This is a genomic window from Nesiotobacter zosterae (genome assembly GCF_033843645.1).
In the GTDB taxonomy this organism is placed as follows: domain Bacteria; phylum Pseudomonadota; class Alphaproteobacteria; order Rhizobiales; family Stappiaceae; genus Pseudovibrio; species Pseudovibrio zosterae.
In genome coordinates this window covers 129,277-144,793 of the sequence record NZ_JAWXVZ010000011.1, presented here as the reverse complement: position 1 = coordinate 144,793, position 15,517 = coordinate 129,277, and the positions used below count along the sequence as shown (strand labels likewise).

The following is a 15,517-nucleotide window of genomic DNA, read 5'->3' as shown; positions in this document are numbered from 1 at the left end:
TATGAACACCAAAACACAAGCTACGGCGGCGTAAGTCGCAAGGGGTAGTTTTAGGCCGCGCCGCAGACCTAAAAAACGAAAACCCCGCCAAAAATATGACGGGGTTTGTCATCAATCTGAGCCGCCCACATGAGGCGGCTTTTTCGTTTAAGCGCGATGCTCAGTTTCAATAGCGTTTGAGCAGGCGCTCCAGATAGTCCAGCTCAAGCTCCGGTCTTTCCGGATCGGAGAACCGGCGCCGCAACTCTTCAAGAATGCGCCGAGCACGCTGAATGTCAATTTCATCGGGCACCTTCACTTGGTCGCCAAAGTCTGGCCCCTCTGTCCGGCGCATCCGCCCCAATGGGTCCTGACTGAACGGCGAGTTCTGCGTCATGCCCGGGCCGTTGCCCTCACCCGCCATTTGCTCGGCCAGCTGCTGCGCGCCTTGGCGCAACTGCTCCAGAGCACGCCCTTGATCGCCCAGCGCTTGCCCTGGTTCCGACTGGCCCAACGCGCCGCGGGCATCATCCATGGACTCGCCAGCCCCTTCCAGCTGGTCGTTCTGGCCCATGCCGTTGTTCGCCAACTCATCAAGCATTTGCTGCAATTGATCGGAAAGATCGCCCTGCTGGCGTTGCAGTTGCTGCAGAGCCTGCTCAAGCTCTTCCGGGCTCATGGGCTCGCCAGACTGGTTTGGGTAAGACCGCATCCGGTCGTCCTGCTTGTTGGGCGCATACTGGTGGGTGTCATCCATCAGCTCTTGCTGGCGCTGGATCATCTCGCCAAGCTGGTTCAGGGTCTCCATCATCTGCTGTTGTTGCTGGCTGGGAGCCTGCGGCCGAGCGGTTTGCAGGTTTTCAAGCATTTGCTGCATCTGGGAAAGCAGCTCGCGCGCCGCTTCCAGAGAGCCCTGACGGGCCAGCTCTTCCATGCGCCGCATCATCTCATCCAAATCCTGCGGATTGATCTGCTGCATGTTCGGGTCCATGGGCATCTGCTGCATGGCCTGCGGGTTCTGCTGCATCTGTTGCATCAAGGCCTGCAGGTACTCCTGCAAAGCGTTGCGCAGGTTGTCCATAAGCCGGGCAATCTCTTCTTCCGACGCGCCCTCTTCCAAGGCACGTCGCAGCTCCTCCTGCGCATCTCGCAGGGCCTGCTCGGCCACAGACAGATCCCCATCCTCAATGGCGAGCGCCAATGTCCAGAGGACCTCGATCACCGCACGCAGTTCGTCGTCCGTCTCAGCGGCCACAAGCTGGCGATAGGCCAACCGCAACGGCAGATAAATGCCAGCGTCGTCAATGAACTCTTCCGGCGCAATCATCAACGCATCAAACGCATCAATCACCTGAACATGCTGGTTGGCGTCCATGGCCAGCTCACGGCGCTGCTCCACAACCGCCCGTGCAAGTGGTTTGGAAAAGCGCCGCTCCGGCAACACCACCGCCAGCTGTTCGGAAACGCCCATCTTGCCTGCTTGATCGCGCGCCTGAAGCTGAATGTTGACCTCAGAGCCCGCCCAAGGATGCGCCGTCAGGTCCTTGAAGGTTTCGCCATTGCCCTCGGTGGCAGGGCGTGCTGGCAGCGACAGGTCTATGTCTGGCGCTTCGATCAGCGGACGTGGATCAGATTGCAGATTGCGCGAGTCAGGGCGTTGCTGGATGACGGCACTGGCAGAGGCCACGCCATAATCATCACTGATGGTGTACTGAAACCGCAAGCTGCCGGAAAGCTGCGGCTCCGGGTCTGCCAGATAGGCAATGGAGGGCGCCCTGTCCGGCTGCACGGCAAACCGCCACAGCTGCGCGGTGTCACCGCCATCCTTTACGGCCACCTCCACGTTCTCAGTCAGCTTGAACTGCCACTCACGGGCACCGGTGTTGATCTTGTCCGCTTCATCCTCATCCTGAGTGAGCGCTTCCGCAGCCCCGCCTTCAAGCACCACTTCAAGGTCCGGGCCGTTTTGTACCCGCACCAAGAGTTCGCTGCCCTCGGGCACGGTAAACGGCGTGTTGGCATCGCGCAGGTCCTGCGCCACCCCGCTAAGGAAAATCGGCGCTTCTCCGGTGTAGGCAGGCGGCGTCACCCAAGCATCAATACGAGGTGGTATTTGCGTCCCGGCAGGGCCCAGACTGAACGGCTGGCTCAAGGTGTTCCACCGATCAGGCCCGGAAACAGCGACCGCCACCACCAGCACCATGGCCGCCAGCGCGCGCAGCCCATATGGGTCTTTCAGAAAGCCTCTGGTCTTGGGGCCGTCTACCTTGAGCGCCCTCACCCGTTCCAAAAGCTTCTTCTGATGAAACGCCCAGAGCGCTTGGGACGCCGGGTCATCCCGGCCAAGAGCGATGGTATCTTCCAGAGATTGCAGCGGCGCATGAGAAAGGCCGCTGGATTGCTCTATCCGGCGGATAGCCTGGGTGCGCGTCGGCAGCCGCACCGCGAGCAGGCCGCGGGCTAACCACAGACCGCCTGCTATGAACCCGACCGCGACCAGCCCTGAGAGGAACCAAGGCAAATAGGCCCAGACGCCCAGAAAGCTGATGGCAATGTAAAAAACGGCGAGAATGGCAGGCGGCACCAGATTGGGCCATACCTGCTCGAAAAGCTGATAGGCTCCGGCTCGCACCTGAAGCCGATAGACCTGTCCATCTAGGCTGCGCGAAAACAGGAGGGCCAGCGCCGAATGAGAACGCCGATGTGGAGCGGTCTGTGTTTCTTGCGGAGCCTTATCTGCCACGGGGCCTCACTGATCGCTTATTATCTCTTTTAACGTGGAGCATAGGGCGATCAGTGACAAGGAGCAATTAACTTCCGCTAGGAAAGTTTCTTCGGCCTATCAGTTTTCAGTGAGCCACTCCGGCATAACGTCTTGGCCCAACAGCTCTTCATAGGTTTGGCGCTTGCGGATCACGGCAAACTTGTCGCCGTCCACCATGACCTCTGGCACCAACAAACGGGTGTTGTAGGTGGAAGATTGGGTCGCGCCATAGGCCCCGGCGGAGTACACCGCAATCAGGTCGCCCTCCTCAACTTTGGGCATCTCTCGGTCGAGCGCAATGTAATCGCCGGTCTCGCAAACCGGTCCCACCACATCCGCCTTCATTGTCGGACCGTTCTGGCGCGCTTCGCTCACCGCACCCACATCGTGATGCGCTTCGTAAAGCGTTGGCCGAATAAGATCATTCATGGCTGCATCCACGATAACGAAGTTCTTTGCTTCGCCTTCTTTCACGTAGATCGTCTCTGTCACCAGAATGCCCGCGTTGCCCGCAATCATGCGGCCCGGCTCGAAGATCACCTTGCAACCGAGTTTTTCGACGTGCTTGCGCACCACTTCAGCATAGGCAAGGGGATCAGGGGCGTGCATCTCATCAGAATAAGGGATACCAAGGCCGCCGCCCACGTCCACGTGCTCAATCTCGTGGCCATCTGCCTTCAGCGTTTCAATCAGCTCACCAAGGCGAGAGAATGCGCTGTCAAAGGGTTCCAGTGTGGTGATCTGCGACCCGATGTGCATGTCGATGCCGGTCACCTTGAGGCCCGGCAGTGCAGCGGCGTGTCCATAGACTTCCCGGGCGCGCTGCCACGGAATGCCGAACTTGTTTTCCGCCTTGCCGGTGGAGATCTTGGCGTGGGTCTGGGCATCAACATCCGGGTTGATGCGCAAGGATACCGGCGCCACCTTGCCCATGGCGCTGGCGACCTGTGAAAGCCGCTTCAGTTCCGGCTCGGACTCCACATTGAAGCACAGGATACCTGCCTCAAGCGCAAACCGCATTTCCGCGCGGGTCTTGCCCACACCGGAGAAAACGATCTTTTGAGGGGCCACACCCGCGGTCAGCGCACGGCGCAGCTCTCCTTCAGAGACCACGTCCATGCCCGCCCCCAGATTGGCGAGCAGTTTCAACACGGCAAGGTTGGAGTTCGCTTTCAGTGCATAACAAACAAGATGATCCACGCTGGCAAAGGCTTCCTTGAAAACACCAAAATGGCGTTCAAGCGTCGCGCGTGAATAACAATAGAATGGAGTTCCCACGCTCTCGGCGATTTCGGGAACAGACACACCTTCGGCGAACAACGCGCCGTTCTTGTAAGTGAAGTGATGCACTGCCAGATCCTCTAGATGGCCTATCCCCTCACTTGATAGGCCGAAAAGCGACTAGAGGCCCGGGTCGATCAGCGGATCCAGAAAAAAGGACTTCTGTTCCTTGACCTCAGGGGCCTCCGGTGTTTTGGAAACCACGGCCTGATCCTGCGTCTGCGGCGCTTCCGCACGAACCGGCTCGAGACTTCCTTTACGCCCGCAAGCTGCCACGCTCATGGCAAGACCAGCCACCACAGCAACAGTGACCAGTTTCGGCGCGACCTTCGAGAATTGACTGCTCATTCTCTTCATAACTCCAGTTGATGGCTATCCCATCATTAAACCGTGTTCGCCTGCCGGACGCTGACCCCTGAATTTCTCCGGGGCCAACTGGTTATTCCATGCATCGCTTTTTGGCGAACATCAAGGGTCCAGTTTCTGTAAAGATTCAGGACCGTTTCGCCTCACGTTCCAACTGCTTCAGCCACCGGCGCGCTTGTTTGCGCACGTTCACCGGACTGGTGCCCCCATAGCTGACGCGGCTACGCACGGACTTGTCGACAGACAGAACACTGTACACATCATCCGTGATGTTTGGCTCCACGCTCTGCATCTCTTCCAGTGTGAGCTTATGCAACTCCACATTTTTCTCAACCGCCTTGGCAACCAATGCACCGGTCACATGGTGTGCATCGCGGAACGGCATGCCCAAAACGCGCACGCACCAGTCCGCCAGGTCGGTTGCGGTGGAGTAGCCAGACCCCGCAGCCTTCTTCATCACCTTGGTGTTTGGTTCCATGTCGCGCACCATGCCAGTCATGGCAGCCAGCGCCAGAGAAAGGTTCGGCAGCGCGTCAAACGCCTGCTCCTTGTCTTCCTGCATGTCCTTGGAATAGGTCAGCGGAAGCCCTTTCATCATCACCAGAAGCGCATTCAAAGCCCCGTAAATACGGCCGGTCTTGGCACGCACCAGTTCAGCGGCATCCGGGTTCTTCTTTTGCGGCATGATGGAAGAGCCGGTAGAGAACTTGTCGGAAAGCTTGATGAAATTGAACTGTGCAGAACACCAGATCACGATCTCTTCCGCCAGACGAGACAGATGCATGGCGCAAATAGAGGCATCTGCCAGCGCTTCCAGCACGAAGTCACGGTCTGACACACCATCCAGAGAGTTGGCGGTTGGGCGGTCAAAGCCCAGCGCCTTGGCGGTCATCTCACGGTCAATCGGGAAGGATGTACCCGCAAGGGCGGCGCTGCCCAGCGGGCTCTCGTTCATGCGCTCGCGCGCATCGCGGACACGGGACCGGTCACGGGCAAACATCTCGACATACGCCATCATGTGGTGGCCAAAGGTCACCGGCTGCGCAGACTGCAGGTGCGTAAAGCCTGGCATCACATCGCCCGCATGCAGCTCCGCCTTCTCGGCAAGCGTCTGAATCAGTTCCGTAAGCTGCGCTTCCAGATCATCCAGCGTGTCCCGTACCCACAAGCGGAAATCCGTTGCCACCTGGTCGTTACGGGAGCGCGCAGTGTGCAGGCGGCCGGCGGCTGGACCAATCAGCTCTGCAAGGCGTGCCTCAATGTTCATGTGGATGTCTTCCAGCGCACGCGAAAATTTGAAGGTTCCTGCCACAATCTCTGACAAGATTGTGTTTAGACCGTTGACAATCTTTTCGGCATCATCGCTTGAAACGATACCTTGCTCTGCCAACATGCGTACATGCGCCTGAGACCCAGCGATATCCTGTTTGTACAGCTTTTGGTCGAAATCGATAGACGCATTGATTTCTTCCATGATTGCGTCGGGTCCCTCGGCAAACCGACCGCCCCACATGCGGTTGCTCATGTAACGCCCTCTTAATCTTTGGGAATTGATATGAAGAGTTCGACCACTACCGGAAACTTTGGACTTCGAAAAGCCCTTGTCGCAGGTTTGGCCGGATTAATTGTCGGTCTGGGCGGGATCTACCTCTATCAAACGCAAGTCGCGGGCAGTGCCACTGCCAACGTCTGTCAGTCTTCCATGACGGCTGCCTCCCAGCTGAAACCGCTCGCGACCGGTGAAGTTGCGGCTTTTTTGCCAGCTCAAAACCCTCTCTCGGTAGGCGATCTCACCTTCAAGACTGCCGACGGCACCCCGATTTCTCTCGCAGACATTGAAGGAACCAAGCTCCTGAACATCTGGGCCACGTGGTGTGCACCTTGCCGCAAGGAAATGCCGCATCTGGACCGCCTGCAGGCCGAGATGGGCGGCGACGTGTTCAACGTGATTGCGGTCAATGTCGACAGGAACGATACCGACGACAAGCAACTCGCCTTCCTTGAGGAGGTCGGTGTCAGTCACCTCGCCTACTACTCTGACAACAGCATGAAGGTCTTCAACGACCTACGGGCCAAGGCCCGCGCACTGGGCTTGCCAACCACTATTATGGTTGGTGAGGACGGCTGTGAGATCGGCACCATGTATGGTCCGGCAGATTGGGCTGCACCGGAGGCACTGAAACTGGTCAATCGCGCCATTGAGGCTCAGAGCTGACTCTGAGCCTCGGTCATTTCGATATCGAAATAACCCTCACTTTTCCTTTGCATCGTCCCGCAACCGGGTCAGACCTTCCTGCGCAGTGGACGCAACCAGCACCCCGTCGCGGGTATAAAGGCTGCCGCGGTTGAAGCCGCGCGCGCCCGTGGTGGTTGGGCTGTCCTGCGTGTAGAGCAACCATTCGTCCGCACGGAACGGACGGTGGAACCACATGGCGTGGTCGAGGCTTGCCACCTGCAGGCTGCTGTCAAACACGGAACGGCCATGCGGATAAAGCGCCGTATCCAGAAGCGTCATGTCCGAGGCATAGGCCAGAACACACTGGTGCAAACGCGGATCATCTGGCAGCGGCGCCGTCGCCCGCACCCAGACATGCTGGTAGGGCGGCAACTTCTTGCTGCTCAGGAAGTGGGTGTAGTCCACCGGACGCAGCTCAATCGGGCGTTCCCGGCGCCAGTAGCGCTTCACCGCCTCGGGCGCGTGGTCAATGAACTTCTCCTTGAGCTCTTTCTCGCTGATCAGATCTTCGGGCTTGGGCACATCCGGCATGTCGATCTGGTGCTCGATGCCTTCTTCATGCACCTGGAACGACGCCGACATGGAGAAAATCGCCTTGCCGTGCTGGATTGCCACCACCCGGCGCGTGGTAAAGCTGCCGCCGTCGCGAATGCGATCCACCTCGTAGATGATCGGCACCTGAGGATCACCAGGGCGCAGAAAATAGCCGTGCAACGAATGGACGGACCGGCTGTCCTCCACCGTTCGCGAAGCCGCCACAAGGGCTTGACCGATCACCTGACCACCGAAAACACGCTGCCATCCAGCTTGTGGACTGCGTCCGCGAAACAGATTGTGTTCGAGCGGTTCAAGATCAAGTATGTCCAAAAGAGCTGTAACAGCGCTTGTCATAACGACATTCCTACTTCAGATATGTACTAAGTGTTGCCTACGACTACGCAGGGTCGTGGAGCTTAAGTCAATGGGACCAACAGCGCAGCCCACAACGCACAGGTAAACCGATGAGTGAAGAAAATATGTCCGCTGCTGATGAAATGCTAGACGTGGTCATCGGAGGCGGCGGTTATGTGGGTCTGTCATTGGCACTGGCGTTGAAGCAGTCCGAGCCTTCCATGAAGGTCGCTCTGGTCGACCTGCGCCCCCGCTCAGCCATCGAGAATGATCCGCGCGCCTCAGCCATCGCCGCTGCAGCGACCCGCATGCTGGATCAGCTCGGCGTCTGGCACAAGCTTGAGCCCGAGGCCCAGCCCATCAACGACATGATCGTCACGGACAGCAAGCTTCATGACAGCGTGCGCCCGGTATACCTCACATTCGACGGTGAAGTTGAGGAAGGCGAGCCGTTCGCGCACATGGTCCCAAACAACCGCATGGTTGGTGCGCTATATGATGAGGCGGTCCGCGAGGGTGTTACCATCATCGCACCAGAGAGCATCGACGACTTCTCCACCGACGCGGCTTCTGTCACCATCCGCCTGCGCTCCGGCGAAATGCTTCATTCCCGCCTGCTCGTGGCCGCCGATGGCGTAAAGTCCAAGCTGCGCGGTCTTGCCGGAATTGCCGTCAACCGCTGGGATTACAAACAGTCCGGCATTGTCACAACAGTTGCCCACGAGCGCCCGCATAACGGCCGCGCCGAAGAGCACTTCCTGCCCTCGGGCCCATTTGCCATCCTGCCGCTCACCGGCAACCGCTCCTCCATCGTCTGGACGGAAAAGACGCTGGAAGCCGAGCGCCTCGTGAAAGGCGACGAGTTCACCTTCGAAATCGAGCTGGAGCGCCGCTTTGGCCGCCACCTTGGCGAGCTGCGCCTTGATGGACCGCGCGCCGCCTTCCCGCTCAGCCTGACGCTCGCCCGCTCCTTCATCGCCAACCGTTTCGTGCTCGCCGGTGACGCCGCCCACGGCATTCACCCGATCGCCGGTCAGGGCCTCAACTACGGCTTCAAGGATGTGGCTGCGCTCGCCGAAGTGTTGGTTGATGCCCACCGCCTTGGCCTCGACATTGGCGCAGCCCACATTCTGGAGCGCTATCAGACCTGGCGCCGGTTCGACACCTACCGCATGGGCGTCACAACCGATTTGCTGAACCGCCTGTTCTCCAACGATCTGGATGTGGTGCGCGGTGTGCGCGACCTTGGTCTGGGCTTGGTAGAGCGCATGCCATTCATGAAGAAGATGTTCATTGGCGAAGCCGCCGGCACCACGGGCACCACACCAAAGCTGCTGATCGGCAACCCGATCTGAGCCACTTCTCATCATTTCGCGACCACGTAGGGGCAAACTCGTGTCAGCACCGACCGTTTCCGGGCGCAGCATCCTCATAACAGGCTGCTCAACGGGCATTGGCTATGCCGCTGCCAAGATCTTGAAAGAGCGCGGCTGGGACGTTTATCCCACCTGCCGCCAGCAAAAGGACGTGGAGCGCTTGCGGGCGGAAGGGTTCAACGCCTTCCTGCTTGATTACCAAAAGCCGGAGACCATCGCAGCGGCAGTAGAAGCGGTGCTGGCGCAAACCGGCGGACGTTTGGATGCCCTGTTCAACAACGGGGCCTACGCTCTCCCCGGTGCCGTTGAAGATCTGCCTGTCGAGGCCTTTCGCGACCAGTTCGAAGCCAACTTCTTCGGCTGGCACGATCTCACCTGCCGCGTCCTGCCCGTCATGCGTCAGCAACGCCACGGCCGTATTGTTCAGTGTTCCTCAGTGCTTGGGCTGATCGCCATGAAGTATCGCGGCGCATACAACGCCACGAAATACGCGCTGGAAGGGCTCACCGACACCCTTCGCATGGAACTGGATGGCTCGGGCATTCAGGTCAGCCTCATTGAGCCGGGTCCCATCGAGAGCAAGTTCAACGAAAACGCCATGGCCATGTTCCACCGCGAGTTGGGTGAAGCGGTGATCGAACGCTCCCCGTTCAAGGCGGCCTACCATCGCCGCCTCAATCATTTGAAGAGCGGCGGAGCCACCCGTTTCAAACTGGGGCCAGAAGCGGTGGTGGATCGGCTGATCCACGCCATTGAAGCCAAAAAGGCAAAGCCCCGTTACTTCGTCACTGTGCCAACCCATCTCATGGGAGTTCTCCGCCGCATTCTGCCGAACCGCTTGCTCGACCGGTTCCTGATCCGTGCGGCAGATGCTGAGGAATAAGCCCAACAACAGGAGGCGTAAGGCACATGTTCAGTTTCTCTGATGAAACCAAGGCCAAGCTCAAGAACCGCGTAGTCTGGAGCCGCCTGCTTGGCTGGGTCTTGTTGTGTTACGCCACCGGCCTTTACGGCGGCGTGGTCACTGCGCCCGCCATTCCCGAGTGGTATGCAGGCCTCACCAAACCGTTCTTCAGCCCGCCCAACTGGCTGTTCGCGCCGGTCTGGACCACCCTTTACGCGCTCATTGCCATTGCCATCTGGGTCGCCATAGAGTTTGACCGCTCCGGCGCGAACAAAGGCCAGAAGCTGCGCCTTCAGTTGCTCTTTGTGTTCCAGATGCTTCTCAACGGCCTGTGGTCCTTGAGCTTCTTTGGCCTAAAGTCGCCCCTACTTGCCCTTGGAATCCTTGGTATCCTGCTCTTAACAGGCCTCGTAACTTTACGTATATTCGCCATTCGGCGTCCATTGGCAGCCTGGCTCTTCCTGCCCTATCTTCTATGGCTAGGCTTTGCCGGTCTCCTGAACGCTGCGATCGTAAGCCTGAATTAACAGCTTGAAGTCCAGGGAAAGGAACAGGTCATGGGCGGAGTGGTCAATACCATGGTCCCGGTTGCCGTGGCAGCCGTTGCAGTGGTGCTCGTACTGGGGCTATGGAACATGATGCGCGGTGGCAGCGCCAACCGCTCCCAGCAGCTCATGCGGTGGCGCGTCATCCTGCAATTTGCAGCAATCATTCTCATCATGGCCAGCATCTATTTCATGCGTGGCTAAGCTGCCAATCACCAAACAGAACAACACAAGCATGGTCGGGGGACTTGATGGTCGTACTGAACAAGATCTACACGAAAACGGGCGATGACGGCACCACTGCCCTCGGCTCAGGTGAGCGCCGGGCAAAACATGACCTGCGTGTCGAAGCCTACGGCACCGTTGATGAAACCAATTCCGTCATCGGTCTGGCCCGCCTTCACGCGGCTGATGCCATGCCAGCTCTTGATGAGGCACTGGCCCACATTCAGAACGATCTGTTCGATCTTGGCGCGGACCTTGCCACACCGCACACAGATGAAGACCTCGGCTATGAGCCGCTGCGCATCACGGCCAAGCAAGTCGAGTTTCTCGAAATCACCATTGATCAGCTCAACAGCGAGCTTTCACCGCTGCGCTCTTTCGTGCTGCCGGGCGGCTCAGCCCTTTCCGCCTACCTGCATCAGGCGCGCACCGTGTCCCGACGCGCCGAACGCCTCGTGGCCGCGCTTCGGGAAAAGGAGCAGGTCAATGCAGAAGCGTTGCAGTACCTCAACCGCCTTTCTGACTTGATGTTTGTTGCAGCGCGTTATGCCAACGACAAGGGGGAAACGGACGTGCTCTGGGTGGCCGGTAAAAACCGCTGAGCCAGCCAACTGCGTCAACGAACTTACGTTTACGTTAAACGATGGTCTAGGTTCTGTATTCACAGGTCATTCCAAGGTCTATCAAACTTCTGCGATCTGGTTTTCAACCCTTAGACATTGGTTGAAACCCGCACGAAATTTACCCTAGGCCATCGTTGACAGTACTGATTGAGCTGGCTACCGTCAGCCCAAACTGCAATGCACAACGGGTTCCGCAGTAGGTTGAAATCAAGATGCTGTTGCACCAGCGCGAGCCAGATCGCTGCAGCGCCAATGCCATTGCAATTCTGGTGGAGGTTCAAGGAAAATGAAAATTCTCGTGCCCGTAAAACGGGTCGTCGACTACAACGTGAAAGTACGTGTCAAAGCAGATGGGTCTGGCGTCGAACTGGCAAACGTCAAGATGTCCATGAACCCATTTGACGAGATCGCCGTTGAAGAAGCTCTGCGTCTGAAAGAGGCTGGCAAGGCAACCGAAATCGTTGTTGTCTCCATCGGCCCTCAGCAGGCAACTGAAACCATCCGTACCGGCCTGGCGATGGGCGCTGATCGCGGCATCCTCGTGAAGACCGACGAAACCACCGAGCCGCTTGCTGTTGCCAAGATCCTGAAAGGCATCGTTGAAGCCGAAGAGCCGGGTCTTGTGATCCTCGGCAAGCAGGCAATCGATGACGACGCCAACCAGACCGGCCAGATGCTCGCAGCTCTGCTGGGTTGGGCACAAGGTACCTTTGCATCCAAGGTTGATCTGGGTGAAGGCACCGTGGACGTCACCCGTGAAATCGATGGCGGTCTGCAGACGGTCAAGCTGAACATGCCAGCAATCGTCACCACGGACCTGCGCCTGAATGAACCGCGCTACGCTTCTCTGCCAAACATCATGAAGGCAAAGAAGAAGCCAATCGACGAGAAGTCCCCGGCGGACTACGGCGTAGACATTGCGCCGCGCCTCAAGGTTCTCAACACCGCTGAACCGGCAAGCCGTCAGGCTGGCGTCAAGGTGGCAAGCGTTGCTGAGCTGGTCGACAAGCTGAAAAACGAAGCTGGCGTTCTTTAAGGCCCAACAAGAGGAGTTGAACACGATGACCACGCTTCTTGTGGCTGAGCATTCCAACACTGCACTGAACGACGCAACTGCCAAGGCGCTTACAGCCGCGCTGGCACTGGGCGGTGATGTGCACATTCTCGTAGCTGGCAAAGGCTGTGCCTGTGCCGGTGAAGCAGCGGCCAAGCTGGAAGGCGCCGCCAAGGTTCTGGTTGCAGAAGGCGATGCTTACGAGCACCAGCTTGCCGAACCAGTGGCAGAGCTGATCCTGTCTTTGGCCGGAAGCTACGATGCAATCGTGGCCCCTGCCACAACCAACGGCAAGAACATCCTGCCTCGCGTTGCAGCAAAGCTGGATGTCATGCAGATCTCCGACATCATCGCCGTAGACTCTGCCGACACCTTCAAGCGTCCGATCTACGCAGGCAACGCGATCCAGACTGTCCAGTCTACCGATCCGAAGAAAGTCATCACCGTGCGTACCGCGTCCTTCGCGGCAGCGGGTGAAGGTGGTTCCGCAGCCGTTGAGAGCATTGCAGCGGCATCAGACACCGGCATTTCTTCCTTCGTCGGTGAGGAAATCGCCAAGTCTGACCGTCCGGAACTGGCTTCTGCCCGTGTGATCATCTCTGGCGGCCGTGCCCTCGGTTCCGAAGAGAAGTTCAACGAAGTGATCACCCCGGTGGCTGACAAGCTCGGCGCGGCAATCGGCGCGTCCCGCGCTGCGGTTGATGCGGGTTATGCGCCCAACGACTGGCAGGTGGGTCAGACCGGAAAGGTCGTTGCGCCAGAGCTTTACATTGCGGCGGGCATTTCCGGTGCAATCCAGCACTTGGCAGGTATGAAGGACTCCAAAGTCATTGTTGCAATCAACAAGGACGAAGAGGCTCCAATCTTCCAGGTAGCGGACTACGGTCTGGTTGCAGACCTGTTTGAAGCTCTTCCAGAGCTTGAAAAATCGCTGTAGGCCCGTCTACAACCTAATGACGAGCCCCGGAATGTTAATTTTCCTTCCGGGGTTCTTGCTGTTTTGGGTAACTCTTGTAATGAATGGGCAAACACGTCAAGGCAGCTCCTAGAGCTGTGAAACCAAAAGCGTTTGGATCGTACGATGGTGCTAGAGATTAAAAAGGTCGGGGTTGTCGGCGCAGGCCAGATGGGGAACGGCATTGCTCATGTCTCAGCCCTTGCTGGCTACGAAGTAGTCCTGCACGACGTATCCCAGGATCAGGTTGATGCCGGCATCGAAGCTGTTGAGGGCAACCTTGCCCGGCAGATCGGTAAGGGAACAATCAACGAGGATGATCGCAATCGCGCGATGGGCTTGATCACGCCGTCCGTAAACATCGACAGCCTGGCTGATTGTGATTTGGTCGTGGAAGCGGTCAATGAGAACGAGCAGGTCAAGCGGAAGGTCTACGCGGCCCTGTGCCCGGTCCTCAAGCCAGAGGCCATTCTCGGCTCCAACACCTCCTCCATTTCCATTACCCGTTTGGCCTCAGCCACGGATCGCCCTGAGAAATTCATCGGCATTCACTTCATGAACCCGGTTCCGATCATGGAGCTGGTGGAGCTGGTGCGCGGCATCGCTACGGAAGATGAGACCTTTGAAGCCTCTCGCGTTTACACCGAGCGCCTTGGCAAGACCGTTGCGGTTTCCGAAGACTTCCCAGCCTTCATGGTAAACCGCATTCTGCTGCCAATGATCAACGAAGCCATTTACACCCTCTATGAAGGTGTTGGCTCCGTGGAAGCCATCGACACAGCCATGCGCCTTGGGGCCAACCACCCGATGGGCCCGCTTCAGCTGGCCGATTTCATCGGTCTGGACACGTGCCTGTCCATCATGCAGGTGCTCTATGAGGGTCTGGCAGACTCCAAGTATCGCCCATGTCCGCTTCTCGTGAAGTATGTCGAGGCTGGCTGGCTCGGTCGCAAGACCCAGCGCGGCTTCTACGATTACCGCGGTGAAGTGCCGGTCCCAACCCGCTAACGGTCCGGACACACAGGCAAAAGATAAAGCCCGCTTCGCTGGAGCGGGCTTTTCTCGTTGTAAGCTCTCTTACTTGAAAGAGCCTGAAAACCCGGAGATGGAAAGCGGGTTGTCCGTCAGTGCCTTACGGTCCGGCGTATCCAACTGAACTTCCCCCGCAAAGGCGACGAACATGCGCTTCACAAAGCCCTCAGACAGATCTTTGGTGATGAAAACCAGACGGGTGCGCTGATCGCCATCGGGCCATTTGTCAAGCTTTACAGGCGGGTGAAACACGTGCTGCACCCCATGGATCACCAGCGGCTGTTCTGGCGTCTCTGTCAGCTTGATGATGCCCTTCACGCGCAACAGGTTCGGCCCATGAGCCGAGCGCAACAGGTCCAAAAACATCTCCAGTGTGTTTTCGGAGATCGCGGTTGTCGACGACAGAGTGAACGCCCGCACGCTGTCACTGTGCCGGTTCACGTCATGATGGTGGTCGCCGTGATCATGTGCATGGGCATGGGCCGCGCCATGGCCGTGACCGTGGTCATGAGCATGGTGGTGGTGATGGTGCCCATGTTCCTCAAGGTAGGCTTCTTCCTTGAGCCAACGCGCCACATCTGCGATTTTCGTTTCCGGGTCATAAAGCCCGCAATTGATCAGCGCCGCCGCCGTTGCAGCCCCTTCATGGGCATCAAGCCGCTCTGCACCGGGATTAAGCTCGTGCAACCGGCGCTCTAAAGCGGCAAAATCCGCCTTGCGCGCGTCCGTATCAAGAAGATCCGTTTTGGTCAGCACCAATCGGTCCGCCACCGCCACCTGCTTGATGGCTTCCTCATGGGCGCTCAACGTGTTGTTGCCGTTCACCGCATCCACCAGCGTCACCACCCCATCAAGACGATAGCGCATGACCAGATACGGATGCAGCATCACGCTGTGCAGCACCGGTGCCGGATCAGCAAGACCGGTGGTCTCGATGATCACCCGGCGCACCTTTTTCATGCGGCCGTTGTCCATCCGGCGCAGAAGGTCTTCCAGCGTATTGATCAGGTCACCGCGAATGGTGCAGCACAAACAGCCAGAAGACAGCTCGATAATGCCGTCTTCAATATTCTCAACCAGCAAGTGGTCGAGGCTGATCTCGCCAAACTCGTTGATGATGACTGCCGTATCCTCAAGGGCCGGTTCTTTCAGAACGCGGTTCAGCAGCGTGGTCTTGCCTGATCCAAGAAAGCCGGTGATGACGGTAAGCGGTATCGGTTCTGGCGGACGCCGCCGCCCTTGTTCTTCTGCCATAAGGTCCTACGTCCGCCCGAAAATGCGGCGGC

Annotated in this window: 15 protein-coding genes; 9 read left to right on the top strand and 6 right to left on the bottom strand. The window is 58.3% G+C overall.

Features of this window, described 5'->3' with window-relative positions; genetic code table 11:
• Nucleotides 1-166: 166 nt before the first annotated feature.
• The 4 genes from Q3Y58_RS16455 to argH form a co-directional block, all read right to left on the bottom strand.
• A complete protein-coding gene (locus Q3Y58_RS16455; RefSeq protein WP_319622980.1) occupies nt 167-2,722 on the bottom strand; it encodes a TIGR02302 family protein in 2,556 nt (851 codons plus the stop codon).
• A 99-nt stretch (nt 2,723-2,821) separates the two neighbouring features.
• The gene (gene lysA / locus Q3Y58_RS16450; protein ID WP_319622979.1) at nt 2,822-4,093 is read right to left on the bottom strand and encodes a diaminopimelate decarboxylase; all 1,272 of its coding nucleotides are present in this window, start codon (nt 4,091-4,093) and stop codon (nt 2,822-2,824) included.
• Nucleotides 4,094-4,144: 51 nt separating this feature from the next.
• Nucleotides 4,145-4,372, bottom strand: a complete 228-nt coding sequence (locus Q3Y58_RS16445) for a lipoprotein (protein WP_274217620.1) — start codon at nt 4,370-4,372, stop codon at nt 4,145-4,147.
• 145 nt (nt 4,373-4,517) lie between these two features.
• Nucleotides 4,518-5,915 carry an argininosuccinate lyase gene (gene argH, locus Q3Y58_RS16440; RefSeq protein ID WP_319622978.1) on the bottom strand — a complete coding sequence of 466 codons (1,398 nt, stop codon included), beginning with the start codon at nt 5,913-5,915 and terminating at the stop codon, nt 4,518-4,520.
• Nucleotides 5,916-5,945: 30 nt separating this feature from the next.
• On the opposite strand from argH, the gene tlpA reads away from it, so the two are divergent.
• Nucleotides 5,946-6,605, top strand: coding sequence for a thiol:disulfide interchange protein TlpA (gene tlpA, locus Q3Y58_RS16435; protein WP_319622977.1), 660 nt, complete (start codon nt 5,946-5,948; stop codon nt 6,603-6,605).
• 36 nt (nt 6,606-6,641) lie between these two features.
• Here the strand turns inward: tlpA and tesB are convergent, their stop codons facing one another.
• Complete coding sequence (gene tesB / locus Q3Y58_RS16430; protein ID WP_274217623.1) at nt 6,642-7,517, bottom strand: acyl-CoA thioesterase II; 876 nt, start codon at nt 7,515-7,517, stop codon at nt 6,642-6,644.
• A gap of 143 nt (nt 7,518-7,660) precedes the next feature.
• On the opposite strand from tesB, the gene Q3Y58_RS16425 reads away from it, so the two are divergent.
• The 8 genes from Q3Y58_RS16425 (at nt 7,661) to Q3Y58_RS16390 (ending at nt 14,207) form a co-directional block, all read left to right on the top strand.
• On the top strand, nt 7,661-8,872 hold the full coding sequence (locus tag Q3Y58_RS16425; RefSeq protein ID WP_413697837.1) for a ubiquinone biosynthesis hydroxylase: 1,212 nt from the start codon (nt 7,661-7,663) through the stop codon (nt 8,870-8,872).
• Nucleotides 8,873-8,912: 40 nt separating this feature from the next.
• Nucleotides 8,913-9,776 (top strand): SDR family oxidoreductase, encoded by an 864-nt coding sequence (locus Q3Y58_RS16420; RefSeq protein WP_319622975.1) that lies wholly within the window; start codon nt 8,913-8,915, stop codon nt 9,774-9,776.
• 26 nt (nt 9,777-9,802) lie between these two features.
• Nucleotides 9,803-10,324 carry a TspO/MBR family protein gene (locus Q3Y58_RS16415; protein ID WP_319622974.1) on the top strand — a complete coding sequence of 174 codons (522 nt, stop codon included), beginning with the start codon at nt 9,803-9,805 and terminating at the stop codon, nt 10,322-10,324.
• Nucleotides 10,325-10,354: 30 nt separating this feature from the next.
• Nucleotides 10,355-10,546: a twin transmembrane helix small protein gene (locus Q3Y58_RS16410; RefSeq protein WP_274217627.1), complete on the top strand. Its 192-nt coding sequence runs from the start codon at nt 10,355-10,357 to the stop codon at nt 10,544-10,546.
• Between the two features lie 47 nt (nt 10,547-10,593).
• Nucleotides 10,594-11,169: a cob(I)yrinic acid a,c-diamide adenosyltransferase gene (locus tag Q3Y58_RS16405; protein WP_274217628.1), complete on the top strand. Its 576-nt coding sequence runs from the start codon at nt 10,594-10,596 to the stop codon at nt 11,167-11,169.
• A 307-nt stretch (nt 11,170-11,476) separates the two neighbouring features.
• Nucleotides 11,477-12,226 carry an electron transfer flavoprotein subunit beta/FixA family protein gene (locus Q3Y58_RS16400; protein WP_274217629.1) on the top strand — a complete coding sequence of 250 codons (750 nt, stop codon included), beginning with the start codon at nt 11,477-11,479 and terminating at the stop codon, nt 12,224-12,226.
• A gap of 25 nt (nt 12,227-12,251) precedes the next feature.
• Nucleotides 12,252-13,181: an electron transfer flavoprotein subunit alpha/FixB family protein gene (locus tag Q3Y58_RS16395; RefSeq protein ID WP_319622973.1), complete on the top strand. Its 930-nt coding sequence runs from the start codon at nt 12,252-12,254 to the stop codon at nt 13,179-13,181.
• A 144-nt stretch (nt 13,182-13,325) separates the two neighbouring features.
• Nucleotides 13,326-14,207: a 3-hydroxybutyryl-CoA dehydrogenase gene (locus Q3Y58_RS16390; protein WP_274217631.1), complete on the top strand. Its 882-nt coding sequence runs from the start codon at nt 13,326-13,328 to the stop codon at nt 14,205-14,207.
• Nucleotides 14,208-14,276: 69 nt separating this feature from the next.
• On the opposite strand, the gene Q3Y58_RS16385 is transcribed toward Q3Y58_RS16390, so the two are convergent.
• Nucleotides 14,277-15,485 carry a CobW family GTP-binding protein gene (locus Q3Y58_RS16385; protein WP_319622972.1) on the bottom strand — a complete coding sequence of 403 codons (1,209 nt, stop codon included), beginning with the start codon at nt 15,483-15,485 and terminating at the stop codon, nt 14,277-14,279.
• Nucleotides 15,486-15,517 lie beyond the last annotated feature (32 nt).

Coding starts and splice junctions, on each gene's coding strand:
- tlpA (WP_319622977.1), top strand. CDS start 5,946: ATGAAGAGTTCGACCACTACCGGAAACTTTGGACTTCGAAAAGCCCTT.
- Q3Y58_RS16405 (WP_274217628.1), top strand. CDS start 10,594: ATGGTCGTACTGAACAAGATCTACACGAAAACGGGCGATGACGGCACC.
- Q3Y58_RS16425 (WP_413697837.1), top strand. CDS start 7,661: ATGCTAGACGTGGTCATCGGAGGCGGCGGTTATGTGGGTCTGTCATTG.
- Q3Y58_RS16445 (WP_274217620.1), bottom strand. CDS start 4,372: ATGAGCAGTCAATTCTCGAAGGTCGCGCCGAAACTGGTCACTGTTGCT.
- argH (WP_319622978.1), bottom strand. CDS start 5,915: ATGAGCAACCGCATGTGGGGCGGTCGGTTTGCCGAGGGACCCGACGCA.
- tesB (WP_274217623.1), bottom strand. CDS start 7,517: ATGACAAGCGCTGTTACAGCTCTTTTGGACATACTTGATCTTGAACCG.
- Q3Y58_RS16400 (WP_274217629.1), top strand. CDS start 11,477: ATGAAAATTCTCGTGCCCGTAAAACGGGTCGTCGACTACAACGTGAAA.
- Q3Y58_RS16415 (WP_319622974.1), top strand. CDS start 9,803: ATGTTCAGTTTCTCTGATGAAACCAAGGCCAAGCTCAAGAACCGCGTA.
- Q3Y58_RS16385 (WP_319622972.1), bottom strand. CDS start 15,485: ATGGCAGAAGAACAAGGGCGGCGGCGTCCGCCAGAACCGATACCGCTT.
- Q3Y58_RS16395 (WP_319622973.1), top strand. CDS start 12,252: ATGACCACGCTTCTTGTGGCTGAGCATTCCAACACTGCACTGAACGAC.
- Q3Y58_RS16390 (WP_274217631.1), top strand. CDS start 13,326: ATGGTGCTAGAGATTAAAAAGGTCGGGGTTGTCGGCGCAGGCCAGATG.
- Q3Y58_RS16410 (WP_274217627.1), top strand. CDS start 10,355: ATGGGCGGAGTGGTCAATACCATGGTCCCGGTTGCCGTGGCAGCCGTT.